The organism is Kitasatospora sp. NPDC029367 (genome assembly GCF_055569135.1).
Map to the genome: position 1 here is coordinate 21412 of NZ_JBVHYH010000076.1, position 24646 is coordinate 46057.

General features: G+C 74.5%; 18 protein-coding genes and 2 pseudogenes. 14 read left to right on the plus strand and 6 right to left on the minus strand.

Annotated features, from left to right (window positions below; translation table 11 throughout):
- Nucleotides 1-27 precede the first annotated feature (27 nt).
- From ACZ4W5_RS30975 to ACZ4W5_RS31015, 9 genes and pseudogenes are all read left to right on the plus strand, one after another.
- Nucleotides 28-5961 (plus strand): annotated as a pseudogene (locus ACZ4W5_RS30975) (amino acid adenylation domain-containing protein); the annotation flags it as partial.
- A 192-nt stretch (nt 5962-6153) separates the two neighbouring features.
- Nucleotides 6154-7104, plus strand: a pseudogene (locus ACZ4W5_RS30980) (thioesterase domain-containing protein); the annotation flags it as partial.
- Nucleotides 7105-7208: 104 nt separating this feature from the next.
- The gene (locus ACZ4W5_RS30985; RefSeq protein WP_465658268.1) at nt 7209-7415 is read left to right on the plus strand and encodes an MbtH family protein; all 207 of its coding nucleotides are present in this window, start codon (nt 7209-7211) and stop codon (nt 7413-7415) included.
- Nucleotides 7416-7565: 150 nt separating this feature from the next.
- A complete protein-coding gene (locus ACZ4W5_RS30990; protein ID WP_360242500.1) occupies nt 7566-7814 on the plus strand; it encodes an acyl carrier protein in 249 nt (82 codons plus the stop codon).
- Nucleotides 7811-9043 carry a beta-ketoacyl-[acyl-carrier-protein] synthase family protein gene (locus ACZ4W5_RS30995; RefSeq protein ID WP_360242503.1) on the plus strand — a complete coding sequence of 411 codons (1233 nt, stop codon included), beginning with the start codon at nt 7811-7813 and terminating at the stop codon, nt 9041-9043. The genes ACZ4W5_RS30990 and ACZ4W5_RS30995 overlap by 4 nt, the downstream gene beginning before the upstream one ends.
- Entirely contained in the window at nt 9040-10080 is a 1041-nt protein-coding gene (locus ACZ4W5_RS31000; protein WP_465658270.1) for a beta-ketoacyl synthase N-terminal-like domain-containing protein, read from the plus strand. Before ACZ4W5_RS30995 ends, ACZ4W5_RS31000 begins: the two co-directional genes overlap by 4 nt.
- Nucleotides 10077-10817, plus strand: coding sequence for a 3-oxoacyl-ACP reductase FabG (gene fabG / locus ACZ4W5_RS31005; protein WP_360242509.1), 741 nt, complete (start codon nt 10077-10079; stop codon nt 10815-10817). Before ACZ4W5_RS31000 ends, fabG begins: the two co-directional genes overlap by 4 nt.
- 55 nt (nt 10818-10872) lie before the next feature.
- A complete protein-coding gene (locus tag ACZ4W5_RS31010) occupies nt 10873-11982 on the plus strand; it encodes a class I SAM-dependent methyltransferase (protein WP_465658272.1) in 1110 nt (369 codons plus the stop codon).
- A 72-nt stretch (nt 11983-12054) separates the two neighbouring features.
- On the plus strand, nt 12055-12291 hold the full coding sequence (locus tag ACZ4W5_RS31015) for a hypothetical protein (protein ID WP_465658274.1): 237 nt from the start codon (nt 12055-12057) through the stop codon (nt 12289-12291).
- 59 nt (nt 12292-12350) lie between these two features.
- On the opposite strand, the gene ACZ4W5_RS31020 is transcribed toward ACZ4W5_RS31015, so the two are convergent.
- Nucleotides 12351-14396, minus strand: coding sequence for a serine hydrolase domain-containing protein (locus ACZ4W5_RS31020; protein ID WP_465658276.1), 2046 nt, complete (start codon nt 14394-14396; stop codon nt 12351-12353).
- A 263-nt stretch (nt 14397-14659) separates the two neighbouring features.
- Between ACZ4W5_RS31020 and ACZ4W5_RS31025 the strand changes: the two genes are divergently transcribed.
- Nucleotides 14660-16024, plus strand: coding sequence for a sensor histidine kinase (locus tag ACZ4W5_RS31025; RefSeq protein ID WP_465658278.1), 1365 nt, complete (start codon nt 14660-14662; stop codon nt 16022-16024).
- The gene (locus ACZ4W5_RS31030) at nt 15988-16638 is read left to right on the plus strand and encodes a response regulator transcription factor (RefSeq protein WP_360242524.1); all 651 of its coding nucleotides are present in this window, start codon (nt 15988-15990) and stop codon (nt 16636-16638) included. The genes ACZ4W5_RS31025 and ACZ4W5_RS31030 overlap by 37 nt, the downstream gene beginning before the upstream one ends.
- Before the next feature lie 36 nt (nt 16639-16674).
- On the opposite strand, the gene ACZ4W5_RS31035 is transcribed toward ACZ4W5_RS31030, so the two are convergent.
- Together ACZ4W5_RS31035 and ACZ4W5_RS31040 are read right to left on the minus strand one after the other, a co-directional pair.
- Nucleotides 16675-17556, minus strand: a complete 882-nt coding sequence (locus ACZ4W5_RS31035) for a class I SAM-dependent methyltransferase (RefSeq protein WP_465658280.1) — start codon at nt 17554-17556, stop codon at nt 16675-16677.
- A gap of 128 nt (nt 17557-17684) precedes the next feature.
- Nucleotides 17685-18635 (minus strand): hypothetical protein, encoded by a 951-nt coding sequence (locus ACZ4W5_RS31040; RefSeq protein WP_465658282.1) that lies wholly within the window; start codon nt 18633-18635, stop codon nt 17685-17687.
- 105 nt (nt 18636-18740) lie between these two features.
- On the opposite strand from ACZ4W5_RS31040, the gene ACZ4W5_RS31045 reads away from it, so the two are divergent.
- Nucleotides 18741-19238 carry a hypothetical protein gene (locus ACZ4W5_RS31045; protein WP_465658284.1) on the plus strand — a complete coding sequence of 166 codons (498 nt, stop codon included), beginning with the start codon at nt 18741-18743 and terminating at the stop codon, nt 19236-19238.
- A 64-nt stretch (nt 19239-19302) separates the two neighbouring features.
- On the opposite strand, the gene ACZ4W5_RS31050 is transcribed toward ACZ4W5_RS31045, so the two are convergent.
- From ACZ4W5_RS31050 to ACZ4W5_RS31060, 3 genes are all read right to left on the minus strand, one after another.
- Nucleotides 19303-19872 carry a GNAT family N-acetyltransferase gene (locus ACZ4W5_RS31050; RefSeq protein ID WP_465658286.1) on the minus strand — a complete coding sequence of 190 codons (570 nt, stop codon included), beginning with the start codon at nt 19870-19872 and terminating at the stop codon, nt 19303-19305.
- Between the two features lie 23 nt (nt 19873-19895).
- Nucleotides 19896-20786 carry an NAD(P)-dependent oxidoreductase gene (locus ACZ4W5_RS31055; RefSeq protein WP_465658288.1) on the minus strand — a complete coding sequence of 297 codons (891 nt, stop codon included), beginning with the start codon at nt 20784-20786 and terminating at the stop codon, nt 19896-19898.
- 113 nt (nt 20787-20899) lie between these two features.
- Nucleotides 20900-21388 carry an LURP-one-related/scramblase family protein gene (locus tag ACZ4W5_RS31060; protein ID WP_465658289.1) on the minus strand — a complete coding sequence of 163 codons (489 nt, stop codon included), beginning with the start codon at nt 21386-21388 and terminating at the stop codon, nt 20900-20902.
- Nucleotides 21389-21616: 228 nt separating this feature from the next.
- Here ACZ4W5_RS31060 and ACZ4W5_RS31065 point away from each other — a divergent pair, with 228 nt between their 5' ends.
- Nucleotides 21617-22351 (plus strand): hypothetical protein, encoded by a 735-nt coding sequence (locus ACZ4W5_RS31065; RefSeq protein ID WP_465658291.1) that lies wholly within the window; start codon nt 21617-21619, stop codon nt 22349-22351.
- Between the two features lie 381 nt (nt 22352-22732).
- Entirely contained in the window at nt 22733-24547 is a 1815-nt protein-coding gene (locus ACZ4W5_RS31070; RefSeq protein WP_360239617.1) for an NHL domain-containing thioredoxin family protein, read from the plus strand.
- Nucleotides 24548-24646: the final 99 nt, after the last annotated feature.

Genomic DNA, 24646 nt, shown 5'->3' on the forward strand with positions numbered 1-24646 from the left:
AGCTCCAATCTGAGCGACATCCTGCCGGTGGCACCGCTGCAGGAAGGACTGATGTTCCACGCGCAGTACCACCGCGAGGAACTTGACGTCTACACCGTGCAGTTGGTGCTGGACCTGGCCGGCGACATGGACCCGGCCCGGCTCCGCGGGGCGGTCACCGCCCTGCTGGAGCGGCACCCCAACCTGCGGGCCGCGTTCCGCTACCGCAAGAACGGCGACCCGGTGCAGATCGTGCCGCGCGAGGTCGCGCTGGACTGGCGCGAGGTCGACCTGCGGGACACGCCCGCCGCGGCCGACGAGCTGGCCGAAGCCGACCGGCTGCGCCCCTTCGACCTGGCCCGCCCGCCGCTGCTGCGGTTCAGCCTGCTGCGGCTGGGCGACCGGGAGCACCGGCTGGTCCTGACCTCCCACCAGATCCTGTTCGACGGCTGGTCCATGCCCGTCGTGGTGCGCGAACTGTTCGCCTGCTACGCCGACGGCGGCGCCTCGCTGCCCCGCCCCGCCCCGTACAAGTCCTACCTGGCCCACCTGGCCCGGCAGGACCGGGCGGCGGCCGAGGCGGCCTGGACGGCCGCGCTGGAGGGCTTCACCGAGCCCACCCGGCTGTCCGGCACGGCCGCCGCCGAACCCGGCCGGCGCGGCATGCCCGGCGAGCACGCCGTCGAGCTGGACGCGCGGGAGTTCGCCGCGCTCACCGGCTGGGCCCGCACCCGCGGGCTGACCGTCAACACCGTGGTGCAGGGCGCCTGGGCGACCGTGCTGGGCACCCTCACCGGGCTGCGCGACATCGTCTTCGGCGGCACCGTCTCCGGCCGCCCGCCGGAGCTGCCCGGCGTCGAGGGCATGGTCGGCCTGTTCATCAACACCCTGCCGGTCCGGGTCGACCTGGACCCGGCGCAGAGCTTCACCGAGCTGCTGTCCGCGCTCCAGGACCGCCAGTCCCTGCTGCTCCCGCACCAGCACCTCGGCCTCGACACCATCCAGCGCAACGCCGGGGTCGGCGACCTCTTCGACACCGTGCTGGTCTTCGAGAACTACCCGCTCGACCCGCAGGCGCTGGCCGGCGAGGTCGCCGGACTGCGGCTGACCGGCCTCAGGGCCGGCGACGCCAACCACTACCCGCTCAGCCTGATGGCGCTGCCCGGCGAGCGGCTGCGCCTCCAGATCGGCTACGACACCGCCCGGTTCACCCCGGCCGAGGCCGCCGTCGTCGCCGAGCGGCTGCTGCACGTGCTGCGCACCGCCCAGGCCGAGCCGGACCGCCCGCTCGGACAGCTGGACCTGCTGCTGCCCGGCGAACGCGCCCGGCTGGCCGTCCCCGCCCCGGAGCCGGCCGAGACCGACCCGTGGACGGACGTGGTGGCACGGGTCCAGGAGTTCGCCCGGACCACCCCGGACGCCGTCGCCGTCTCCGACGGCACCGAACGGCTCGGCTACCGCGAACTGGCCGCCCGGGCCGGCGCCGTGTCCCGGGCCCTGACCCGGGCCGGCGCCGGGACCGGCCCGGTCGGGGTGCTGGCCCCGCCCGGCTGCGGCTTCGTCACCGCCGTCCTCGGCGTGCTCGGCGCCGGCGCGGCCTGGCTCCCGCTGGACGTCACCGCGCCGGTCGCACGCGCCGCCGTACTGGCCGCCGAGGCCCGGATCAGCGCCCTGCTGGTCGGCCCCGGCGAGCGCGCCCTGGCCGCCGAACTGCTGGCCGGGGCCGGCCTGGACGTCCCGGTGCTGGAACTCGGAACGGACACCGCCAAGCGGCCGCCCGCCCCGCGCGGCACCGGCGACGACCTGGCGTACGTCATCTTCACCTCGGGCTCCACCGGCCGCCCCAAGGGCGCCATGGTGCACCGGGCGGGCATGGTCAACCACCTGCTCGCCAAGGTCGCCGACCTGGAACTGGACGGGCGCACCGTGCTGGTCCACAACGCCCCGGTCACCTTCGACATCTCGGTCTGGCAGATGCTCGCCGCGCTGGTCGTCGGCGGGCGGCTGCGGGTCACCGGCCGCGAGCTCGCCGCCGACCCACGGGCCCTGTTCGGCCTGGTCGCCCCCGAGGGCGTCACCGTGCTGGAGGTCGTCCCCTCGCTGCTGCGCACCGCCCTGGACAGCTGGGACGACGGCGCCGAGCCGCCCCTCCTGGACGGGCTGCGCAAGCTGGTCGTCACCGGCGAGGCGCTGCCCGCCGACCTGGCGCACCGCTGGTTCGCCCGCTACCCGGCGATCCCGCTGGTCAACGCGTACGGGCCGACCGAGTGCTCGGACGACGTCACCCACGCCGTGATCGGCTCCCCGGCCGAGCTGGACTCGGTGCGCGCCCCGATCGGCCGGGCCGTGCGCGGCACCGGACTGTACGTCCTGGACGACGCGCTGCGCCCCGTCCCGGACGGCGTCCCCGGCGAGCTGTACGTGGGCGGGCGCGGCGTCGGCCGCGGCTACCTCGACCAGCCCGGCCGCACCGCCGCGGTGTTCGTCGCCGACCCGTTCAGCCCGCTGCCGGGCGCCCGGATGTACCGCACCGGCGACCGGGTGATCCGGCGGCCCGACGGGCAGCTGGAGTTCCTGGAGCGGGTCGACCACCAGGTCAAGATCCGCGGCCACCGGATCGAGCCCGGCGAGGTCGAGGCCGCGCTGCGCTCGATCGAGCAGGTCGGCGACGCCGTGGTGGTGGTCCGCCGCGGCGGGGCCGGTGACGCCCGGCTGGTCGGCTACCTGACCGGCCCGGTCGACCCGGCCCGCTGCCGGGCCGCGGCCGCCGCGCTGCTGCCCGAGTACATGGTGCCCTCCGCCCTGGTGGTGCTGGACGCCCTGCCGCTGACCCCCAACGGCAAGGTGGACCGCAAGGCGCTGCCCGAGGTCGACCTCACCGCCCCGACCGGCCGCGGCCCGCGCACCCCGCAGGAGGAGGTGCTCTGCGCCGCCTTCGCCGAGGTGCTGGACCGGCCCGCGGTCGGCATCGACGAGGACTTCTTCCAGCTCGGCGGCCACTCGCTGCTCGCCACCCGGCTGGTCAGCCGGGTGCGCACGCTGCTCGGCGCCGAACTGGCGCTGCGCACCGTCTTCGAGGCGCCCACCGTGGCCGCCCTGGCCGGCCGGCTCACCCAGGACGCCGTCCGCCCCGCGCTGGCCGCCGGGGCCCGCCCGGAGCTGCTGCCGCTGTCGTACGCCCAGCAGCGGCTCTGGTTCCTGGACCGGTTGGAGGGCCCCTCCGCCACCTACAACCTGCCGTGGACGCTGCGGCTGCGCGGCCCGCTGGACCGCGCCGCGCTGGCCGCCGCGCTGACCGACGTGGTCGGGCGGCACGAGAGCCTGCGCACCGTCTTCCCCGACCGCGACGGCCTGCCGTACCAGCTGGTCCTCCCGGTCGAGCGGGCCGCCGTCGAGCTGCCCGTCCGCGAACTGCCGGAGGCGGAACTCGCCGAGGCCGCGGCGGAGTTCGCCACCGTCGGCTTCGACCTGGCGAAGCTGCCGCCGATCCGCGCCACCCTGCTCGCGGCCGGCCCCGAGGACCACCTGCTGGTCGTGGTGATCCACCACATCGCCGGGGACGGCTGGTCCAACGGGCCGCTCGCCCGCGACCTCTCCACCGCCTACGCCGCCCGGCTGGCCGGCCGCGCGCCCGCCTGGACGCCGCTGCCGGTGCAGTACGCCGACTACGCGCTCTGGCAGCGCGAACTGCTCGGCGCCGAGGACGACGAGGAGTCCCTGCTCAACCGCCAGACCGCCTACTGGAAGGAGCAGTTGGCCGGACTGCCGGAGGAGCTCCAGCTCCCGGTGGAGGCCCCCCGCCGGGCCACCGCCGGCTACCGCGGCGCCGCCGTCCGCTTCACCGTCCCCGCCGAACTGCACCAGCGGGCGGTCGCCCTGGCCCGGCAGAGCGGGGCCAGCCTGTTCATGGTGCTCCAGGCCGCGCTGGCCACCCTGTACGGCAAGCTCGGCGCGGGCCAGGACATCCCGCTCGGCACCCCGATCGCGGGCCGCACCGACGACGCCCTGGACGACCTGGTCGGCATGTTCGTCAACACCCTGGTGCTGCGCACCGACCTCTCCGGCGACCCGACCTTCCGCGAACTGCTGGACCGGGTGAAGGCCGTCGACCTGGGCGCCTACGCCCACCAGGACCTGCCGTTCGAGAAGCTGGTCGACGCCCTCGGCCCGGAGCGCGCCCACGGCCGCAACCCGCTGTTCCAGACCCTGCTGGCCCTGCACAACAACGCCGCCGCCCGGCTGGAGCTGCCCGGCGTCACCGCCGAGGCGGGCGCGGCCGAGCTCGGCGTGGCCCGGCTCGACCTGTGCTTCGAACTCGCGGAGCTCACCGGCCCGGACGGCCCCGGCGGACTGACGGGCCGGCTGGAGTACAGCACCGACCTGTTCGGCGCGGCCGGCGCCCAGCGGCTGGCCGACCGGCTGGTGCACCTGCTGGGCGAGCTGGTCGACCGGCCGGACCAACCGATCGGCGCCGCCCCGGTGCTGCTGCCCGGCGAGCGGGAGGAGCTGCTCGCCCTCGGCGACGGCGCCGCCGCCCTCGGCGAGGGGCAGTCGCTGGCCGCCCTGCTGGAAGCCGTCGCGGACGCCCACCCGGACGCGATCGCGCTCGAATTCCCGGGCCTGCAACTCGACTTCGCCGAGCTGCACCGGCGGGCCAACCGGCTCGCCCGCACCCTGGTCGCCCAGGGCGCGGAGCCGGACCGGCTGGTGGCGATCGCGCTGCCGCGCTCGGCCGACCTGGTGGTCGCCGCGCTGGCGGTGGTCAAGAGCGGCGCCGCCTACCTGCCGATCGACCCGACCTACCCGCCCGACCGGATCGCCGGGATGGTCAAGGACGCCCAGCCGGTGCTGACCGTCAGCACCGCCGCGGTGGCCGCCGCCGTCCCCGGCCTGGAGGCCGGCCGGCTCCTGCTGCTGGACGATCCGGCCACCCGCGCCCGGGTCGACGAGCAGCCCCCGGAGCACCTGCGCCCGGCCGAGCTGGCCGGCCCGGTGCGGCCCGAGCACGCCGCCTACGTCATCTACACCTCGGGCTCCACCGGCCGCCCCAAGGGCGTCGTGGTGCCGCGCGGCGCCCTGGTCAACCACCTGCTGGACTTCACCGAACGGATCGGCCTGGCCCCCGGGCGGACCCTGCTGGCGGTCACCACCTTCGGGTTCGACATCGCCAACCTGGAACTGTTCTGCCCGCTGCTCGGCGGCGCCCGGCTGGTGGTCGCCCCGCACGACACCGTCCGCGACCCGGACCTGCTCGCCGACCTCGCCCTGGCCACCGGGGCGGACGTCATGCAGGCCACCCCGACGCTGTGGCACGCCCTGGTCACCGCCCGGCCCGAAGCGCTCTCCGGGATGCACGTGCTCACCGGCGGCGAGGCCCTCGACCCGGCCCTGGCCGCCGCACTGACCGGCGCCGCGGCGAAGGTCAGCAACCTGTACGGCCCGACCGAGACCACCATCTGGTCGCTCGTCGCCGACCTGCCGCCCGACCACACCGGCACCCCGCCGATCGGCCGCGCCCTGGCCGGCAACCGGATCCGACTGCTGGACGCCGCACTGCGCCCGGTGCCACCGGGGGTGGTCGGCGAGCTGTACCTGGCCGGCACCGGCCTCGCCCGCGGCTACCTGGACCGCCCCGGCCTGACCGCCGAACGCTTCACCGCCGACCCGTACGGGCCGCCCGGCTCCCGGATGTACCGCACCGGGGACCTCGCCCGCTGGCGGCCGGACGGCACGGTCGACTACCTCGGCCGGGTCGACCACCAGGTGAAGATCCGCGGCTTCCGGATCGAACTCGGCGAGATCGAGGCCGTCCTGACGGACCATCCGCTGGTCGAACGGGCCTCGGTGACCGACCGGGAGGACTCGCCCGGCGTCCGCCGGCTGGTCGCCTACGTCGTCCCGGCCGGCCCGGAACGGCCCGAACCGGCCGCGCTGCGGGCCCACTTGGCCGCCGTACTGCCGGAGTACATGCTCCCGGCCGCCTACGTCCAGCTGGACGCCCTGCCGCTCACCCCGAACGGCAAGGTGGACCGCAAGGCGCTGCCCGCGCCCGCGGCCGACGACCGGGCGGTGGCCCGCTCGGACGGCCGCGCGCCCGACGGGCCGGTCGAACGCGCCCTCGCCCGGGTCTTCGCCGAGGTGCTCGGCCTGGACCGGGTCGGGGCCGAGGACGGCTTCTTCGAGCTGGGCGGCGACAGTCTGAAATCGATCCAACTGGTCAGCCGCGCCCGCGCGGCCGGGCTCTCGCTCACCCCCGCCGACGTCTTCGCCCACCGCACCGTGGCCGGCCTGGCCCTGGTGGCCGGCCGGGCCGACGGCACGGTCGACGGCACCGGTGCGCCCGAGGACCCGTTCGCGCCGGTCCTGGCGGTCCGGCCGACCGGCGGCAGCCGCCCGCTGTTCTGCGTGCACGGCGCGGTCGGCCTCGGCTGGCCGTTCCTGACGCTCGCCGCGGAAATTGACGCGGACATTCCCGTGTACGCTTTCCAGACCGGCGCGCTACGCTCCCCGGAAAAGACCCCGGAGTCCGTCCGGGAAATCGCCGAAAAATATCTCGGCGAAATGCTGGAAATCCAGCCGGCCGGGCCCTATCGTATTCTCGGCTGGTCGTTCGGAGGGCTTGTCGCCCACGAGATCGCGGTCCAGCTGCAGGCCCGCGGCGAGCAGGTCGAACTGCTCGCCGACCTGGACGGCTACCCCGGGACCGGCGCGCCGGCCGAGGACGTACCGGACGACCGGGCCGTCCTCGCCGAACTGCTCGAACGGGCCGGCCTCCGCGGCGACGGCCCGCTCGACCTCGGCACCGCACGCCGACGCCTGGCCGAGGCCGGCAACGCGCTCGCGGAGCTGGACGAGACCGAGCTGGTCCGACTGCTCGGCGTGATCCGCACCCACAGCGCACTGGGCGAGGCCCACCGCCCCGGCCGCTTCCAGGGGGACCTCCTCCTGTTCGCGGCCACCCGGGGCCGCGCCCCGGGCGACCCGGACGAGGAATCCTGGCAGGCGCACGTGACCGGCCGGATCCTCCGGCACCCGGTCGACAGCGACCACGACTCGATGCTCGAACCGGCGCCGGCCCGATCCATCGGAAAGACCCTCTCCGCCGCCCTCCGCAACGAATCCTGAAAAACCGCACCGAAATACCGGTGGCCACCCCGGAAATTCCGCCCCGGGGGCACTGCGCCCGAGCACCGGACGATTTCCGGGATTTCCGAAAGGACCGAGAAATCATGAGCAATCCGTTCGACGACGAGCAGGGCACCTTCCTCGTCCTCGCCAACCACGAGAACCAGCGCAGCCTCTGGCCCGCCTTCGCGGAGGTCCCGGCCGGCTGGCGGACCGTCAAGGACGCCTGCACCCGGCAGGAGGCGCTGGACCACATCGAGCGCACCTGGACCGACCTGCGCCCGCAGAGCCTGATCGACGCCACCGCCTGACCGGGCCGGGCACCACGACCCGGCCGGGCACCACGACCCGAACAGCACCAACCCGAACAGCAGCAACCCGAACAGCAGCAACCCGAACGGCACCGACCAGAGCACCACCGACCCGAGCACCACCGATCCGACACCACCTGAGGAGCACCCATGAGCGCCGTCGCCATCGACGAGTCCAAGGTCCGCGAGATCGTCGCCGACTGCCTCGACCTCGAGCTGGACGAACTGACCCTCACCGACCACTTCATCGACCACTACGGCGCCGACTCGCTGAACGCCATCGAGGTCCTCGCCCGCCTGGAGAAGGAGTTCCACGTCACCATCCCGCAGGAGGAGCTGCCCAACATGGTCAACCTGGGCGCCGTGCTGGAGGTCCTGTCCCGGGCGACCGCCCGATGACCGCGCCGCAGCGCGTGGTGGTGACCGGCATCGGCGTCCTGTCGAGCATCGGCAACGGGGTCGAGGACTTCACCTCGGCCCTGCGCGAGGGCCGCTGCGGCGCCGGTCCGATCACCAGCTTCGACACCACCGGGTTCCTGCGCACCTCCGGCCACGAGGTCGAGGGCTTCGAGCCGGAGCAGTGGATCCACCGCCTCCCGGTCGAGGAGCTCGGCCGCGCCACCCAGTTCGCCGTCGCGGCGGCCCGGATGGCCGTCCGGGACGCCGGGCTCGACGAGCAGGAGCTCGCCGGGCTCCGCGCCCAGATCACCATCGGCACCACCGACGGCGAGGCGCCCGAGCTGGACAAGCTGATGGCGGAGTCGGTCGCCAACGGTCCGGAGCACCCGGCCGACCAGCTGGTGGCCGGCCGCCTGCCGGCCCACCAGCTGGCCCTGGCGATCGCCCGGGAGCTGCGGCTCCCCCGGGTCGTCCCGGCCGTCCTCGGCACCGCCTGCGCGGCCGGGAACTACGCGATCGGCGACGGCTTCGACGCCGTACGCACCGGCGAGGCGGACATCGCCGTCGTCGGCGGCGCGGACGCGATCTGCCGCCGCACCTTCGCCGGGTTCAGCCGGCTCGGCCTGGTCTCCTCCGACGTCTGCCGTCCGTTCGACGCGCACCGCGAAGGGCTCCTCACGGCCGAGGGCGCGGGGGTCCTCGTCCTGGAGACGCTCGACTCCGCCCGGCGCCGCGGCGCCCGGATCTACGCCGAACTGCTCGGCTACGGGCTCAACTGCGACGCCCACCACCCCACCGCCCCCGACCAGTCGAGCGTCGCCCGCTGCATGGAGCTGGCGCTCGACGACGCCGGGGTCAAGGCGGCCGAGGTGGACCTGGTCTCCGCCCACGGCACCGGCACCCCCACCAACGACATCACCGAGACCCGCGCGATCCGCGAGGTCTTCGGCGACACCCCGCCGCGCACCGTCGCCCTCAAGGCGATGCTCGGCCACTCGATGGGCGCGGCGAGCGCGCTCGGCGCGGCCGCCTCGGCGCTCGCGCTGGCCCACGGCTTCGTCCCGCCCACCGTCAACCACCGCACCACCGACCCCCAGTGCCAGATCGACTGCGTGCCCAACCACTCCGTCCCCGCGGACCTCCGGGTGGTGGTCAACAACGGACTGGCCTTCGGCGGCAACAACGCCTCCGTCGTCCTGGGGCGCCACGAGGAGGAGCCCAGCCGATGAGCGAGCGCACCAGCTCGACCACGATCCATCGGGACCGGCCGCTGATCACCGCATGGTCCGCGGTCTCCCCCTTCGGCCTCGGCCGCGACGCGTTCGCGGCCGGGGTCGGCCGGGGGCAACCGGCCCACCAGGTACCCGACTTCGAGCCCCGCAAGGTGCTCGGCAAGGCCGGTACCCGTACCTTCGACCGGGCCACCGGCCTGGCCGTCACCGCCGTCCGCGAACTGCTCGGCGAGGCCGAGGCCGCGCAGAGCCCGATCGCCACCGGCGGCGGCACCGCCCTCGTCCTCGGCACCACCCTCGGCAGCGCCCAGAGCGCCGCCGGGTTCAGCCGGGCCTCCTTCGAGGGCGACAAGCCCTACGACGTGCCCGCCCAGCTGATGCCGAACGTGCTGATGAACGGCCCGGCCGCGGCCACCGCCATCCGCTTCGACCTCAAGGGCCCCAACACCACCCTGGCCGGCGGCGCCGCGGGCGGCCTGCTCGCCCTCGGCTACGCCCGCCGCCTGCTGGCGGCCGGCCGCGCCGAACGCGCCCTGGTCGGCGCGGTGGAGGAGCAGTCCGAGACCCGCGAGTGGCTGGCCGGGGAGCGCGACCGGCCCGGCGGCGAGGGCAGCGCCGTCCTGCTGGTGGAGACCGCGCGGACCCTGCCGCCCGGCCGCCGGGTGCTGGCCGAACTGCTCGCCCTGGACGTCCGCCTGGACGTCGACGACGACCCGCAGGCGGCCCTGGCCGCCACCGTCCGGGACGCCCTCGCCCAGGCCGGCGCGACCCCCGAGCAGGTCTGGGCCGCGGCCGTCACCGGGCAGCCGGCCCGCGACCGACTCGCCGAGCTGGTCGGCGCCGAGGCCGTCGAACGGGTCCCCGACCTGCTCGGCGACACCGGCTCCGCCGCGACCGTCTTCTCCCTCACCACCGTCCTGTCCCTGGCCGAGCACGACCCCGCGGCCGCCGGCCGCCTCGCCGTGATCGCCTCGCTCGACCACCAGGGCCTGGCCGCCTGCGCCGTCCTGCGCCTCACCGGCGGTGACCGATGAGCACTCCCGGCACCGTCCTGATCAGCGGCGGCTCCCGCGGCATCGGCAAGGCCGCCGCCCTGCGGCTCGCCGCCGAGGGGCACCCGGTCAGCTTCTGCTACCAGTCCGACCGGCAGGCCGCCGACCTCCTGGGCAAGGAGCTCGACGCCCTCGGCGCCGCCGTCCTGGCCGCGAAGGTCGACGTCACCGACGCCGCCGCCGTCCGGGCCTGGGTCACCCGTACCGAGGAGGAGCTCGGCCCGATCACCGTCGCCGTCGCGAGTGCCGGAATCACCCGCGACAAGCCGCTCCTCCTGATGTCCGATGACGACTGGCGGTCCGTCACCGACACCAACCTGACCGGCACCGCGAACCTCTGCCGCGCGGTGGCCTTCCCGATGGTCAAGCGCCGCGGCGGCTCGATCATCACCCTCAGCTCCGTCTCCGGCGTCTACGGCAACCCCGGCCAGAGCAACTACGCGGCCTCCAAGGCCGGCATCATCGCGCTCACCCGCGCCCTGGCCAAGGAGGTCGGCCGGTACGGGGTCCGGGTCAACGCGGTCGCCCCCGGCATGATCGAGACCGACATGACCTCGGTGCTCACCGACGCCCAACGCACCGACGCCCTCAAGCACATCCCGCTCGGCCGCTTCGGCACGGCGGACGAGGTGGCCGACTCGGTCGCCTTCCTGGCGGGCCCGCAGTCCGCCTACCTCACCGGCTCGGTCCTGCAGATCGACGGCGGAATCGTCCTGTGACCAGACGCACCGGACGCACCAGACGCACCGCCCACCTCGACTAGGAGAAACGACCATGACCATCCCCGCCGTGCGCAGCTTCGACAACCACACCCCGCTCGTCGACACCGAGCTGCTCCCCGGCCGCGGCACCGGCGTCAACGCCGCCCACCGGATGTACGAGCACCTCATCGGCATCTGGGCCACCGGCGTCATCGAGGCCGCCCACGACCTCGGCGCCTTCACCGCCCTGATCGCCGCCCCGGCCACCGCCGGCGAGCTCTCCAGCCGGCTCGGCACCGACCTGCGCGCCACCCGCGTCCTGCTGGACGGCCTGGCCGCCTACGACGTGGTCGAGCGCAGCCGCGCGGCGGACGGCCAGGCCGTCTACACCCTGCCCCCGGAGATGCACGACGTCTTCGCCCCCGAGGGCCTGTACAGCCTGGTCGGCAAGATCCGGCACGACCGCAACGTCGCCTGGGGCGCCTGGCGCAACCTCGCCACCAACGTCCGCACCGGCGCCCGCAACTCCGAGGGCTCCCAGCAGCTCAACCAGATCTCCGAGGAGGACTACACCTCCCTCGTCCGCGGCATCAACTTCTGGGCCCCGCCGATCACCGCCACCCTCGCCGGCGCCCTCCGCGAGCAGGGCTGGACCGACGGCGCCGGCCGCACCCTGCTCGACGTCGGCTGCGGCACCGGCATCTACAGCCAGCTGCTGCTCCAGGAGTTCAGCGGCCTCAACGCCCGGGCCCTGGACGCCGAGCGGATCGTCCCGATCGCCAACGCCCAGGCCCACCGCCTCGGCGTCGCCGACCGCTTCAACCCGGAGATCGCCGACTTCTGGTCCGACGACTGGGGCACCGGCGTCGACGTCGCCCTCTTCGTCAACATCTTCCACCTCCAGACCCCCGAGTCGGCCCGCGAACTCCTCCTCCGCTCGGCCAAGGCCCTCACCGAGGACGGGGTCATCGCCATCGCCGACCACATCGTCGACGAGGACAGCACCGACGGGAACACCCAGAACCGCTTCTTCCGCCTCTTCGCCGCCTCCATGCTCGCCACCGGCGGCGGTGACGCCTTCACCGTCCACGACTACGACCAGTGGCTCGCCGACGCCGGCCTGCGCCGGGTCGCCCTGCTCGACACCCCCATGCACCGCCTCCTCCTGGTCAAGCACGCCTGACCCACCCACCCCCCTCGACGGCCCCGACGCCCCGCGTCGGGGCCGTCGGGGTTCCCTCACCCGGAGACTCCCGTGACCGACCGCCCCGCCGTCCTCCGCCCCGCGCCCTGCCGCCCCGTCCTCTTCCGCACCGACCAGGACCTCACCCCCGAGGAGATCGCCGCCACCCTCACCGTCCTCCTCCTCCAGCACCGGGCCGCCCTGACCGCGGCAGCCGCCACCGCCCCGCCCACCCGGCGCACCGTCCGCTGGCACGACGTCTCCCTCCGCCCGCCCGTCCCCACCACCTCCTGGCAGATCGTCGCCTGACGCCCGACGCCCGACGGCCCCCGGCGCGCCGCCGGGGGCCGTGACCGTCCGCTCCCACCTCACCCGATCAGATCCAAGGAGCCCGCCAAGTGCCCCGTCCCGATGAGGCCGTAGCCCCCGGCCAGCACCAGGAACAGCACCGCCGCCACCGCCACCACCGTGTAGTGCAGCCGACCGAACACCCCCCACCAGCCCCGCGTCCAGGCGAGGACCGCGCAGACCACCGTCAGCAGGGTCAGCCCCAGGGCCCCGAGGTACATCGCCGGCACCACCGTCAGCAGCGCCGAATCCCCCAGGAACAGCGTCTGGTTGAGGGCGTTGGAGTCCGAGGTCAGCAGCGCGAAGCACCCGGTCGCCACGACCAGCACCAGCCCCGTCACCCACCCCAGCAGTCGGGCCGCCGGCGCCCCGGCCCGCCCCTTGCCCCGCACCGACCGCACCACCGCGGCGACCAGCCACCCGATCACCGTGAGCCCCAGCACCACCAGGCTCCCGAGCGCCACCCGCTGGTGCAGTTCCGGCGCCTGGTACCAGGCCAGCGGCTGGTAGGCGACGGTCGGGTCGCCGTCCGTCAGCATCGAGACGACGTCCCCGTCCTCGTTCAGCTCGAAGGCGATCCGGGCGCTGCCGCCCACCTGCTGGAACAGCCCCGGCTCCACCTGCTGCCACCGGGTCTCGCCCGCCTGCGGATCCCGGCTCACCGGCCCGCTCACGACGAGCTCCGCGCCCTGCGCGGCCACGTGCACGGACCCCATCAGCGCCGAGGCCCTGGTCAGGTTGGACTGGCTGACCCTGGTCGACCGGTAGTCCCCGGTGAACTTCCCGAGGTCCCCGCCGACCACCGCGGGTGCGGCGGCGGCCGGCGCCGGGTAGAGCTGGTCCACGAAGGCGTTGAGCACCTGCTGCGTCAGCCATCCCCCGGTGGAGTCCTCCCCGTCCCCGTTGACGGTCACGTACAGCCCGACGCCCCGCTCCGGCAGCAGCGCCAGGTTGCTGTGGAATCCGGGCACGTCGCCGTCCTTGACCAGCAGCTGCTGTCCGTTGCGGTTGCGCTGTTCGAGCAGGTACGCCATCCCGGGCATCCGCTGGTCGGGCCCGAAGTGCCGGGCGAGCAGCTGCGCGGTGCCGTCCCGGTCCAGGACCGAACGCCCGTCCAGGGAGCCGCCGTTCAGCAGGGCGAGCATCAGCCGCCCCATGTCGGTGACGGTGGTGACGGCGGCCGCGCCGGTCGGGGTGAGCGGCCCGTACAGGCCCTTGGTCTCGGTCTGGCCGTCGCCATCGGGCCGGTAGCCGTGGGCGAGTTCGGCGTCGACGGCGGCCGGGTGGGGCTGGGTGAAGGTGGTGCGCTCCATCCCGAGCGGCTGCAGCACGTGCTGGGCGACGTACTGGTCGAAGGGCTGGCCGGAGACCACCTCGACCAGGTAACCGGCGAGCGCCACACCGTAGTTGTCGTACGCGGCGACCACCCCGGGGGCCCGGACCCGGTCCGGCTGGTGGGCGGCCAGCGCGTCGCCCAGGCTCCCGACGTGCTGCGGCCCGGCCTCGGCCAGCCCCATGAAGGTGTCGTCGAAGCCGCCGGTGTGGGTGAGCAGGTTCTCGACGGTGACCGGGTGCCCCGGGTAGCTGTCCTCGATCCTGAACTTGGACAGGTAGGTGTTGACGTCCGCGTGCAGGTCCAACTTCCCGGCCCGGACCTGCTGGAGGACGGCGACAGCGGTGAACACCTTGGCGTCGGAGCCCATGAAGAACGCGGTCCGGTCGGGGTCGACGGCCTTGTGCCCGGGCACGTCGGAGACGCCGTAGCCACCGGCGAAGACCTGCCGGCCGCCGGCCACCACGCTGACCGCCGCGCCGGGGATCCGGTGCTCGGCGAGCAGCTTCGGCACGAGCTCGTCGAACAGCCGCTTCACCGATCCGGGGTCGGGTGGCGCCGTCGAGCCGCCCGCCGCCGCCGAACTCCCGCTGCCCGCCGTCGCGGTGGCCGCGTGGGCCCGGTCCGGCGTGAGCCCGTACAGGAACAGACCGATCGCCGCGAGCACCAGGACCAGTCGCACCCAACCCCGTCGGACCAGCGGCCGGTTCCCCTCGACGCGTCGCACGCTCATGATGAACTCCCGTTCGATACAAGTGATTTGTGGAAGCTCCGGCGCCCTTGCGGCGGGTCGCTTCCCGACACCCGCAACACTAGGCCGGGCACCGTTTCCGGGACATGGCCTCTGGGCGTCGATCGGGGGGTGTACCCAGGTACCACCAACAGGGGTCCAGGGCCCAGTGATCGGAGCGACGGCGGGCGGCAGTCTGGATGTCGTCAGCAAGCAACGGGTAGGGATACCGGCCGCGAGGCCGTCACGGAAAGGGCCGAGCGGTCATGACCAGCAGCATCACCACGGGAGTTGTGAACAACGTGCAGAACACCGACACCACGGGCGGCCGCAGCCGGCGCAACCCGCTCGGCATGCTGGGCCACGCCGTCCGGTCCCTGCTGCGGGGCCCCGCGCTGGCCGCGTTCGCCGTGCCGCAGCTGCTGCTGCTGGTCGCCGCCTCGGTCGCCGCCTCGCTGATGGGCCTCGCGGTCGGTGCGCTGCTGGTGCCGCCCACGATCCTCGCGGTCCGCGGCCTGGCCGGGCTGCGGCGCCGGCTCGCCGCCCGCTGGGCCGGCGTCGAGATCCGTGACCCCTACCAGCCGCTGCCGGAGACGGCGCCCGGCCTCCAGGGGGCCTGGAAGCGCTGCCAGGCGCTGCTGTCGGACCAGGCCACCTGGCGCGATCTGCTCTGGCTGCTGGTCGATCCGGTGATCGGCCTCACGGTGGCGCTGTTCCCGCTCCTGGTGGTCGGCTACGGCGTCCTCGGCCTGGTGCTGCCGCAGGTCTGGCAGTCGATCTCCGACCACGGCGGCAACACCTGGTACCTGTGGATCCACGTCACCGACTCGGCTGCCGCCGGCACCGCCGCCCTGTTCGGCGTCCCGGTGATGCTGGCCGGCCTGGCGCTCGCCCCGGCCGCCCTGCGCGGCCACACCAGGCTCGCCAAGGCGCTGCTGGGCCCGACCGCCCGGGCCGAGGCGCTGGCCGCCGAGCGCAAGGTCGCCCACCTCACCGAGACCCGGCGCGACGCGCTGACCACCCAGGCCGCCGAACTGCGCCGGATCGAGCGGGACCTGCACGACGGTGCCCAGGCCCGGCTGGTGGCCATGGGCATGAACCTGGGCGTCGCCGAGCGGCTGGTCGAGCGTGACCCGGAGGCCGCCAAGCAGCTGCTCGCCGAGACCCGCCAGGCCTCCGCCTCCGCCCTGAACGAGCTGCGCGACCTGGTCCGCGGCATCCACCCGCCGGTGCTGGCCGACCGCGGCCTGGCCGACGCCGTCCGGGCCCTCGGGATGGACAGCCCGCTGAACGTGACGGTCTCCGCCGAACTGCCCGGCCGCCCCGAGGCCCCGGTCGAGTCCGCCGTCTACTTCGCCGTCTCCGAGGCGCTCACCAACGCCGCCAAGCACTCCAGCGCGAGCCACGTCGACGTCCAACTCTGGTACGAGAACGGCACCCTGAAGGCCCAGGTCACGGACGACGGCACCGGCGGCGCCGACCCCTCGCGCGGCACCGGCCTGCGCGGCCTGGAGCGCCGGCTTGCTACCTTCGACGGAGTCCTGGCCGTCCGCAGTCCGCTCGGCGGCCCCACGACCCTGACGATGGAGCTGCCGTGCGAGTTGTACTCGCGGAGGACCTCTTCCTCCTGAGGGACGGTCTGGTCCGGATGCTGCAGGCCTACGACTTCGAGGTCGTGGCCGCGGTGGACACCGGACCGGACCTGTTGCAGGCCCTCCTCACCGAACGGCCGGACGTGGCAGTCGTCGACGTACGACTCCCCCCGACGTTCACCGACGAGGGCCTGCAGGCGGCTCTGGAAGCGCGCCGGCAGATCCCCGGTCTGCCGGTGCTCGTGCTTTCCCAGTACGTGGAGCAGCTCTACGCCAAGGAGTTGCTCGCCGACGGCAGCGGCGCGATCGGCTACCTGCTCAAGGACCGGGTCTTCGACCCCGACGAGTTCGTGGCGACGGTCCACCGGGTGGCGGCGGGCGGCACCGCGCTGGACCCGCAGGTGATCGCGATGCTGGTCAACAACACCGGCCGCAGCGGTCCGCTGGAGCGCCTGACGCCGCGTGAGCGCGAAGTCCTGGAGCTGATGGCGGAGGGACGCTCGAACGGGGCCATCGCCGAGCGGATGGTGATCACCGAGCGGGCCGTGAAGAAGCACACCGCGAACATCTTCCTCAAACTCGACCTGCCCCCCTCCGAGGAGGACCACCGCCGGGTCCTGGCCGTACTGGCCTTCCTCCAGGTCGCCCCCTGACCCCAGCCGGGATCCCGGCCCCGCGCGGCGGCCCGCTCAGCCCCTGCGCCCGGTGTGCACCGTCATCGCCGACAGGTAGAAGGCGTCCGCCCGCCGCAGGATCCCGGTCGGCGCGTCCTCGTCGATCAGCGCCTCCAGGGTCGCCCGGTCCTGCGGGTCGATCGCCTCGGCCAGCTGGTCGTGGCGCCGGACCAGCTGGGTGTGCAGGTACTCGCGGACGGGGCGGGCCAGCGGCGCCGGGTGGTCGACCAGGAAGGTCCGGGTGCCGCTGGGTTCGAGTCCGGCCCGCCGGAGCATGGCCGGCCAGTCCTCGATCTCCTCGGTGGCGTCCGGCAGTTCGGCCCGCATGGCGGTGAAGCCGTCCTCGTGGGCGGCGTCCAGCCGGGCCTGGAAGCCGGGCCGGCCGAGGCCGAAGTCGCGGGGCAGGAAGCGCGGCGGCAGGCCGCTCTCCGCGACGGCGAGCAGGCCGCCGGGGCGCAGCCGTCCGGCCAGCGCGGTGAGCGCGGCCTGCTGGTCGCCGAGGTGGTGGATGGCGTTGCCGGACCAGATCAGGTCGGCCTCGCCGAGCTTGTCGAACTCGGCGGGCAGGTCGGCCTGTTGGGTGTCCAGCCGACCGCCGGAGCGGGTCCGGGCGCGCTCCAGCAGGGCGGCGGACCGGTCGACGGCGACCACCTCGGCGGCCGGGAAGACGGCCGCGAGCTGCTGGGCGATCACCCCGGGCCCGGCGCCGACGTCGAGGATCCGGCGGACGGTGCCGTCCCCGGCGAGGCCGGCGAGCCACTGCCCGGCCGCGGTGACGGCGTCGGCCCGCAGGTCGGCCTCCCGCTCCAGGTGGGCCGCGAGCGCGTCCCAGTCGAGGTCGGCGGCGGGGACCTGCCCGTGGCCGTGCTGGTGCTGCCCGTGCTGGTGTGCGGACATGGTGTTCCCTCTCCGGTGCATGGGTCGGTGGGTCGAAGGTAGCTTCCACCGCCAGGCTGCGACCGACCATCCCGTATCGGCAAGCTTTGTTGCCGCCTCAGCAAACACCCCTCGCTCCCCGGCCCCGCTCACGCCCCGGTCCGCCGCCAGTAGGAGCGGGTGGCCACCGCCAGCGCCATGCCGTACCCGGCGAACGCGCACATCCCCACCCACCCGATCTGCATCGCCTGCTCCGGCGTCCCCAGCGCGCCCACCCGCATCTCGGCCACCCCGGCCGCGCACAGCGACAGGTAGCCGATCCCGAGCAGCCCGTACGGCGCCAGCGTGACCGCGCCGATCAGCGCCGGGGTGAGCGGCAGCCAGCGCGGTACGGGCCGGCCGCGCAGCGGCAGGGTCCAGCGGGGGAACACCTGCCCCCACGGCCGCACCAGCCCCCACAGCAGGAACACCCCGACCGCCGCCAGCAGCACGGTGCCGTCCAGCCCCCAGCGCTCCAGGGTGAGCCAGAGCCCGGAGGAGCCGTTGCGCACGTAGTCGGCGTACATCCGGTCGCCGCTGATCCCCGCGAAGCTGCCGCCGAAGGCCCAGACCAGCTTCATCACCAGGTACGGCACGAAGGCCAAGGTCCCCGCCCAGGCCGCGAGTTGGACGGTGGCCGGGGCCGCCGAGGGCGCCGGCCGCAAGGCCGCCCGAGCCGGGACCGGCCCCCGGGCCCGCGCGGTGCGCGCCAGCAGCAGCGCCCCGGCCGCCGCCAGCACCTTGTGCACCGCGTCCGGGACGCTGTCCACGGCCTGCCCGAACAGCAGCGTCACCACGTCCATCAGCAGGCTCCAGGACGCCGCCGCGGCCAGCCCGCACAGCAGCCACAACCCCCCGGTCAGCCACCGCCCTGGCCGCCCCCGTGCCGCCGCCCACCCCGCCCCGACCGCCACCACCCCGACCCCGGCGACCGCCCACCCGACCCAGCCGGTCCCCCACAGCGCCGTCCCGCTCAGCCCACAGCCCGCCCCGAACCCCGCGTACCCGAGGCCCCAGCCGACCACCGCCCGACCGTCCCGCACCCACTCCCTGTTCACCATGGCCCCAGGCTCACCCACCCGCCCCGGCCCCGGCCTCCCCCGGCATGACCATCCCCCTCCCCCCGCCGGGGGATCCCCTTGCCTTCGCCGCAACACAATGGCTCCATGAAGACCATCACGCAGTGCGAACTCGCGGCGCGGTCCAAGGCCGTGCTCGACGACGTCGAAGCCGGAGAGATCTACCACATCACCCGAAACGGCACCGCGATCGCCGAGGTCCGGCCGATCAGCAGTCGCCGCCGGTTCGTCCCCGTCGAAGAGCTCCAACGGAAGTGGCAGAACGCACCCGTGATCGACGCAGCAGAGATCCGTGCCGAAGGCCGATGCCTTCTACGGCGACGAGGACCGGGTCGGCGACGACGACCCGTGGGAGCAGGCGTGACCGGGCGACACCAACGCGGGCTGCTCGACACCTGCCTCAGATCGACCCACGGCTCCTGCCGGTTCACCACGCTCCCGTTCGACCGGGAGGCAGCTCGGAGATTCGGCACGCTGACCGCGCTCACCATCCAGGTCAAGCGCGATCCCCGGCCTCACCGCATGGATTTGATGATCGCGGCAACGGCGGCCGCCCACGGCTTGCCGCTCTACACCCGGAACTGACGTCCGGCGGCCCGATCGCCCGAGCCGCCCGATCGCCCGAGCCGCCGAGCCGCACCCGCCGGCCCTACCCCCGCGGCGCGGCGAAGCAGTGCACGTCGACCGTGCGCCCGGAGGCCCAGCGCTGTTCACCGCTGCCGAGCAGGGTCCAGCCGAGGCGGCGGTAGAGGGCCAGGGCGGCGGTGTCGGTGGCGAGCACGTCGAGCACGGGGTGCAGCCCGAGGGTCCGGGCGTGCACCACGGCGTGGGCGAGCAGCCGGGTGCCGGCCCCGCGGCCGCGGGCGGCCGGGGCGACGTACAGGCGGCCGATCAGGGCGGTGAGTTCCGGTCTGCCGCCGGTGCGCAGGCTCCACAGCCCGGGGGCGAGGTCGCCGGGGCCGCTGCGGACCAGGCCGACGTGGCCGACGATCCGGTTGTCCGCCTCGGCGATCCAGGCGGCCAGCAGGCCGTCCGGACTGAGCCAGGCGGCGGGCCGCTCGGGCCACTCGGCGGGGTAGCCGTCGGTGGTGTGGACGTCGCCCAGGGCCCGTACGCAGTCGGCGAGGTCGGCGGCGCGGCGTCGGCGGACGCCCACCCCCGCCCCGGTCTGCCGGGGGCCGGACGCGACGACATTGGCGCGTTCTTCAAGGTCAGCCATGCCGGTACGTTACCGGCCGGCCCTCACCGCCGCAGCAGGTCGACCACTCCGGTGAGGTCCTCGGCGCCGCTGCCGAGCGCCAACCGGTGTTCCATCAACCGGAAGTACGGGGACAGCAGTTCGACGCTCACCCCCTGCTCCTCGGCGGTGCGCAGCAGCGTCCCCTTGCCCGCGACCTGCATCGCCAGGTTGGAGACCACGCCACTCGTGTAGTCCCCGCTCTCCAGCTGCGCCGCCGTCCGTTCGACCGATCCGGCCATCGCGGTGAGCCACTCCCGCAGAAGCGGCGCCAGCTCGCCCGGCGCCACCGCCTCGCCCCGGACCAGCGCGAAGGAGTGGGCGATCCCGGCGAACATCCCGTACATCGCGCTGAGCAGCGCCACGTCGTGCAGCGCCGCGTACCCGGCGTCCGCGCCGACGTACCGGGCCCCGGCCGGCACGCCCAGCACCTCCCGGTACTCCTCGAAGACCTCCGCCGAACCGCTGTAGAAGACGTACGCCCCGGCCTCCGGGACGCCGATCATCGGCGGCACGGCCATGATCCCGCCGTCCAGGTAGCGGGCCCCGCGCGCCTCGGCCCAGGCCGCCCGGGCCCGGGCCTGCTCGGGGGTGCTGGTGACCACGTCGACCAGGTCCTTCCCGGCCAGCTCCACCCCGTCCAGCGCCTGCTCGACGGAGTCGTCGTCGAGCAGGCAGACCACCACCAGCCGCCCGGCGGCGACGGCCTCGGCGACGGTGGCCGCCACCACGGCGCCCTCGGCGGCGAGCGGTTCGGCACGGGCGGCGGTGCGGTTCCAGACGGTGAGCGGGTGCCCGGCGGCGAGCCAGGTACGGGCCAGCGCGGTGCCCATCGCGCCGAGGCCGAGCAGGGTGACGGGGGTCCTGGGCGAGGTCTCAACTGTGTTCTGTGCCATGCCGATCAGCCTCGGCCCAGCCGCGTCCGTGATCAAGTACGCACTTCGGAGTGGGTGGTTACCCCGAGGTGAGCGACGAGGTCGGAAGGGCTGGGGGCACGGCGACCGATGACTCAGTGCTCCTCCGCCACCAGGTGGTCGACGCAGGCCGCGATCGCGAGCAGCAGCCCGGTGTCCGCCCCGTCGGCGACCTCCACCCCGTAGCTGTCGCGGACCCGGAACCACTTGCGGGAGATCCGGGCGAGCTGGTCGCCGTGGTGGTTCTCCACCCGGTAGTCCTTGTCGATCAGATCGCCGTGGATCCTGAGCTCGCCGCCGGAGGCCAGCTCCACCAGGTACTTGTCGCGGAACGGGGTGAACAGCTTCTCCCGTACGGTCGCGACCACTTCGCCGTCGGCGTCCTCGATCTTCATCGCATCGCGGACGGTGAGCATCTTCTCCTTCACCACCGCGACCACGCGCCCGTGCACGTCCTTGAGCTCGAAGGTGTGCCGCAGCCGCAGCACCTTGCCGTCCACCAGGTAGGCCTTGTGCCCCCGGTCGTCCTCGATCCAGTAGTCGTCACCGACCGCGAACAGCTTCTCCCTGACCAGATACCGCACGTGGACCTCCTCCGTCGTCGAACTCGAACCACCCATTCGACCCTCCCCCACCCCCACCGCAAAGCACCGCCGCGCGCAGGACCCCACCCCCTCGCCTCCGCCCACATCGCCCGCACCCTCGGCCTGCACCCCACCCCGCACACCGTGGACGGCGAAATCCGCTGGCAGGCCGATCTTCCGCACCCGTAGCATCCGAGCACCCCCGCCCGGCAGCCCCAGGAGCCCCCCGTGTCCGTCGACGCCGACCTCCACCTGCGCTGGCCCGCGGGCCTCGCCCCCACCAGCGGCGAACTGGCCACCCTGCTCGGCCTCCGGTACGGGGCGGACGGCGGGCCCTGGGGCGAGACCCCCGCCCCGGACGGCGGCAGCACCATGCGGGTCCGCATCTCCACCGACCCCGCCGACCTCCTCGGCCCCCGCCCCGGCCGGGCCACCGAGCACCGCTACGACCACTGGCTGGTACTCACCCCCGCCCGACGCGAGCCGTACCCCCTGGACACCTACGCAGTGCTCCGCGCCCACGCCCGCGAGACCATCGCCCTGCTGCGCCGCCACGGCCTGGTGGAGGCCACCTTCGGCATCGACGCCTCCGGCGCCGACGGCTACTGGACGGCCGCCCGCACCCTGCTCGGCCCAGAGCCCGCAGACGTCGACCTGACCCTCTGGTGGGGCACCGAAACGCCCACCACGCCCAGCACCCCCACCACCCCCTCCCCACCCCCGGGCCCCGACGACATCACCCGCGCCCTCGCCGCCCGCGCCGCCGAACTCCCCACCCAACACACCACCCGCTACACCGGCCGCCAGGTCACCCCCGACCAACTCGACGCCTTCGCCGACCACCTCACCGCCACCCTCACCCGCCCCGGCGAACAGCTCGACCTCGCCCTCTGGCTCGGCCCCCACCTCCTCCGCCACCAGACCGCCACCCACCCCACCACCGACCTCCGCCTCCTCCCCTGACCCGCACCACCCCCACCCCCAACCAACCCACCCCTCAGCAACCCCCCAACCCCCACCCCCCAACCCGCACCAACCCACCCACCCCCACCACCCCCCTCCCCCCACCCGACCCAGGCGAGAGGGACGCGCTGCGGGAGGGGGCGGTGGAGGGGGTGGGTGCGGAGAGGGGCGTGACGGGTGATTTTCAGACCGCCAACGGCGAGCACCCCCCACCATGAGGGTCGGCGGTCCGAAAATCATCCAGCCCCCGGAGCGCCCACCCCCGGAACCGCCCCCGGACCAACCCACCCTCCCGAAAGCCCACCCCCACACCCCAGCCCCGCGCAGCGGCCCCCACACACCCCCGGAATGCCCCCACCCCCAATACGGTTGGATACACCCATGGCATCTCGTGCACGCGTCCGCGCCCCCGAACTCATCGGAGCAGGCGGCTGGCTGAACACCGGCGGCAAGACCCTCACCCTCGCCGACTTCCGAGGCAAGATCACCGTCCTGGACTTCTGGACCTTCTGCTGCATCAACTGTCTGCACGTCCTGGACGAGCTCCGCGAGCTCGAGGAGCGGCACCGCGACACCGTGGTGATCGTCGGGGTGCACTCCCCCAAGTTCGTGCACGAGGCCGACCACCAGGCCGTGGTGGACGCCGTCGCCCGGTACGAGGTGCACCACCCGGTGCTGGACGACCCGGCCCTGGCGACCTGGAAGCAGTACGCCGTCCGGGCCTGGCCGACCCTCGTGGTGATCGACCCCGAGGGCTACGTGGTGGCCCAGCACGCCGGTGAGGGCCACGCCCACGCGATCGCCCGGCTGGTGGCCGAGCTGGAGGCGGAGCACGAGGCCAAGGGCACACTGCGCCGCGGCGACGGCCCGTACGTGCCGCCGGAGCCGAGCAGCGAGGACCTCAAGTTCCCCGGCAAGGCGGTGCGGCTCCCGAACGGCCACTTCCTGGTGGCCGACTCCGGCCACCACTCCCTGGTCGAGCTGGCCGAGGACGGCGAGAAGGTGGTGCGCCGGATCGGTGACGGGCAGCGCGGCCTGGTGGACGGCACCAGCCCGCGGTTCAGCGAGCCGCAGGGCCTGGCGCTGCTGCCGGAGGGCCACGACTACGACGTGGTCGTCGCGGACACCGTGAACCACGCGCTGCGCGGCGTGCGGCTGGCCGACGGCAGCGTGACCACCCTGGCGGGCACCGGCCGCCAGTGGTGGCAGGGCTCGCCGACCGAGGGCCCGGCCCGCGAGGTGGACCTCTCCTCGCCGTGGGACGTCGCCTGGTTCGACGGCAAACTGTGGATCGCGATGGCGGGCGTGCACCAGCTGTGGGCGTACGACCCGGCTGCCGGCACGGTCGGCGTGGCGGCCGGCACCACCAACGAGGGCCTGGTGGACGGCCCGGTCGCCGAGGCCTGGTTCGCCCAGCCGTCCGGCCTCGCGGTCTCCGCGGACGGCGAGCGGCTCTGGGTCGCCGACTCGGAGACCTCCGCGCTGCGCTTCGTTTCACGTGAAACGGGCGCGGTCGAAACGGCCGTCGGGACCGGGCTGTTCGACTTCGGCCACCGGGACGGCGCCGCCGACCAGGCCCTGTTCCAGCACCCGCTGGGCGTCACCGTGCTGCCGGACGGCTCGGTGGCCGTCAGCGACACCTACAACCACGCGCTGCGCCGCTTCGACCCGGCGAGCGGCGAGGTCACCACGCTGGCCACCGACCTGCGCGAGCCCTCCGGGGCGGTGCTGGTCGACGGCGACATCGTGGTGGTCGAGTCGGCCCGGCACCGGCTGACCAGGCTGCGGCTGCCGGAGGAGGCGGTACGGGTGGAGTCGGTGGCGCACCGCACCCAGCGCGCGGCCACCGAGGTCGCCCCGGGCGCCCTGCGGCTGGACGTGGTGTTCGAGGCGCCGAGCGGCCAGAAGCTGGACGAGCGCTACGGCCCGTCCACCCGGCTGCTGGTCAGCTCGACCCCGCCCGAGCTGCTGGTCTCCGGTGCGGGCGCGGACTCCGCCCTCTCCCGCGAGCTGGTGCTCTCCGACGAGGTGACCGAGGGCGTGCTGCACGTCTCGGCGATGGCCGCCTCCTGCGACGACGACCCGGAGATCGAGTACCCGGCCTGCCACGTGCACCAGCAGGACTGGGGCGTGCCGGTGAAGCTGGTCGCCGACGGCGTGCGCCGCCTCCCGCTGGTCCTGGCGGGCATGGAGTAGCCGGGCGAGGGGGGGGGGGGGGGGGGGGGGGGGGGGGGGGGGGGGGGGGGGGGGGAGGGGGGGGGGGGGGGGGGGTGCCGCGAGGGAGGGGGGGGGGGT

What these genes read in the sequence shown, in the direction of transcription:
- ACZ4W5_RS30985 (WP_465658268.1), top strand. Translation starts at nt 7,209, where the DNA reads ATGAGCAATCCGTTCGACGACGAGCAGGGCACCTTCCTCGTCCTCGCC.
- ACZ4W5_RS30990 (WP_360242500.1), top strand. Translation starts at nt 7,566, where the DNA reads ATGAGCGCCGTCGCCATCGACGAGTCCAAGGTCCGCGAGATCGTCGCC.
- ACZ4W5_RS30995 (WP_360242503.1), top strand. Translation starts at nt 7,811, where the DNA reads ATGACCGCGCCGCAGCGCGTGGTGGTGACCGGCATCGGCGTCCTGTCG.
- ACZ4W5_RS31000 (WP_465658270.1), top strand. Translation starts at nt 9,040, where the DNA reads ATGAGCGAGCGCACCAGCTCGACCACGATCCATCGGGACCGGCCGCTG.
- fabG (WP_360242509.1), top strand. Translation starts at nt 10,077, where the DNA reads ATGAGCACTCCCGGCACCGTCCTGATCAGCGGCGGCTCCCGCGGCATC.
- ACZ4W5_RS31010 (WP_465658272.1), top strand. Translation starts at nt 10,873, where the DNA reads ATGACCATCCCCGCCGTGCGCAGCTTCGACAACCACACCCCGCTCGTC.
- ACZ4W5_RS31020 (WP_465658276.1), bottom strand. Translation starts at nt 14,396, where the DNA reads ATGAGCGTGCGACGCGTCGAGGGGAACCGGCCGCTGGTCCGACGGGGT.
- ACZ4W5_RS31025 (WP_465658278.1), top strand. Translation starts at nt 14,660, where the DNA reads ATGACCAGCAGCATCACCACGGGAGTTGTGAACAACGTGCAGAACACC.
- ACZ4W5_RS31035 (WP_465658280.1), bottom strand. Translation starts at nt 17,556, where the DNA reads ATGTCCGCACACCAGCACGGGCAGCACCAGCACGGCCACGGGCAGGTC.
- ACZ4W5_RS31040 (WP_465658282.1), bottom strand. Translation starts at nt 18,635, where the DNA reads ATGGTGAACAGGGAGTGGGTGCGGGACGGTCGGGCGGTGGTCGGCTGG.
- ACZ4W5_RS31045 (WP_465658284.1), top strand. Translation starts at nt 18,741, where the DNA reads ATGAAGACCATCACGCAGTGCGAACTCGCGGCGCGGTCCAAGGCCGTG.
- ACZ4W5_RS31050 (WP_465658286.1), bottom strand. Translation starts at nt 19,872, where the DNA reads ATGGCTGACCTTGAAGAACGCGCCAATGTCGTCGCGTCCGGCCCCCGG.
- ACZ4W5_RS31055 (WP_465658288.1), bottom strand. Translation starts at nt 20,786, where the DNA reads ATGGCACAGAACACAGTTGAGACCTCGCCCAGGACCCCCGTCACCCTG.
- ACZ4W5_RS31070 (WP_360239617.1), top strand. Translation starts at nt 22,733, where the DNA reads ATGGCATCTCGTGCACGCGTCCGCGCCCCCGAACTCATCGGAGCAGGC.